Source organism: Nguyenibacter vanlangensis (assembly GCF_013376155.1).
GTDB lineage: Bacteria > Pseudomonadota > Alphaproteobacteria > Acetobacterales > Acetobacteraceae > Gluconacetobacter > Gluconacetobacter vanlangensis.
Genome location: NZ_JABXXP010000711.1, coordinates 1 through 1,398, shown reverse-complemented (window position 1 = coordinate 1,398; position 1,398 = coordinate 1). Strand labels below are relative to the sequence as shown.

Genomic DNA, 1,398 nt, shown 5'->3' with positions numbered 1-1,398 from the left:
GGGCGCGTCCAACCAGGGCGAGCTGGGCCAGGCCGGCCAGGGCTTCGTCGACCAGTTGATGTTCTGGCATGGCGGCGGCGCCGGCAGCGTGGTGGACGGTGCGGCCGAAAATCGTCGCCTGCGCCGGAACGCAGCACTGGGCAACAGCCCGACCCAGGGGGCCACCCCGACCTTGAAGGGCGGGTCGTAACCGCCCGCGACCGGTCCCGGCGATTGCCTGCTCCGCCCTTTCGGGGCGGTTTCGGCGGCGCGGCGGCGGCATTCGGTACGGCGTAAGGCGGATTGGGCCTCTCGATGAGCGACGATCGCGCCCTGTCCCGACCGGCATCGCCCCTTGCCCATATGCGGGACAGGATGGCCGAGGCGGATGCCGCGTTCAGGGCCGGTCTCGATACCGCCGCGACTGAGGCCGACATCCTGCGGCTTGCGCGAAACCTGCTCGGCCTGTGCGACGAGGTTGCCGAGACGTTGCGGCATCTTGCTCCGGTGAAGGCCCTGGCCTGCCGGGCCGGATGCGATACGTGCTGCCACAGTCTGATCCAGGTGAATCCGGTCTTCGCCATTCTGGCGATGGCGGAGGCGCGCCGGACCTTTTCCGCCGACCAATTCGAGATTTTGAGGGACAGGCTGGTTTCGGGCAGCTCTTTCTGCCCGTTTCTGTTCGACGGCGCGTGCGCGATCTATCAGAGCCGCCCGATGGTGTGCCGTGGCTATTACAGTTTCGACCTGGCGCTGTGCAGGCAAGGCGATTATTGCGAGAAGGACCTGGGATACCAGGGCGACGGCGCGCACGCCGCGCATCAGCTCATGATTTTTCTGTTTGCCCTGGAAAAGCGTCTCGAATCGATCGAAGAGTCTCTGGGCCTCGATTCCGGGCCGGTCTTCCTGCATGCGGCGGCGCGCGTTCTTCTGGAGGGGCCGGACGCGGCGCGGCGCTGGCGGACGGGGGAGCGTGTGTTTCCCGGTGCCTTGCTGGATGCGGCGCGCGATAATCCCTAGTCTGGTCCCATGACCGACTCGTCCAGCCTGCCTGCCCGCCCGGTGATCCGGCGCCTGTCGGAACAGGTCGTCAACCGCATCGCGGCCGGCGAGGTCATCGAGCGTCCGGCGGCGGCGTTGAAGGAACTGGTCGAGAATGCCATCGATTCCGGAGCGCGCCGCATCGCGGTGCTGCTGGAGCAGGGCGGGATCGACCGGCTGGAAGTCGTTGATGACGGGTGCGGCATGACGCCGGACGACCTGATGCTGGCGGTGGAGCGGCATTGCACCTCGAAATTGCGCGACGAGACCCTGGTGCGGATCGACACGCTGGGCTTTCGCGGCGAGGCGCTGCCCTCGATCGGGGCGGCGGCGCGCCTGCGTGTGACCTCGCGCCCCCACGGGGCTGACGGCGCCTGG

The 1,398-nt window shown here is 68.1% G+C and carries 3 protein-coding genes; all 3 read left to right on the top strand.

Annotated elements, in window-relative coordinates; genetic code table 11:
* Nucleotides 1–190, top strand: a 190-nt coding sequence (locus tag HUK84_RS18305) for a DUF3035 domain-containing protein (protein ID WP_176641510.1), incomplete at its 5' end; no start/stop codon positions are given.
* A gap of 104 nt (nt 191–294) precedes the next feature.
* Nucleotides 295–999: a YkgJ family cysteine cluster protein gene (locus tag HUK84_RS18300; protein ID WP_176641509.1), complete on the top strand. Its 705-nt coding sequence runs from the start codon at nt 295–297 to the stop codon at nt 997–999.
* 9 nt (nt 1,000–1,008) lie between these two features.
* Nucleotides 1,009–1,398: DNA mismatch repair endonuclease MutL (gene mutL, locus HUK84_RS18295; RefSeq protein WP_176641508.1), on the top strand; the 390-nt coding region annotated here is incomplete at its 3' end.

Excerpts from the sequence above, each read along its gene's own strand:
- HUK84_RS18300 (WP_176641509.1), top strand. The coding sequence starts at position 295 with ATGAGCGACGATCGCGCCCTGTCCCGACCGGCATCGCCCCTTGCCCAT.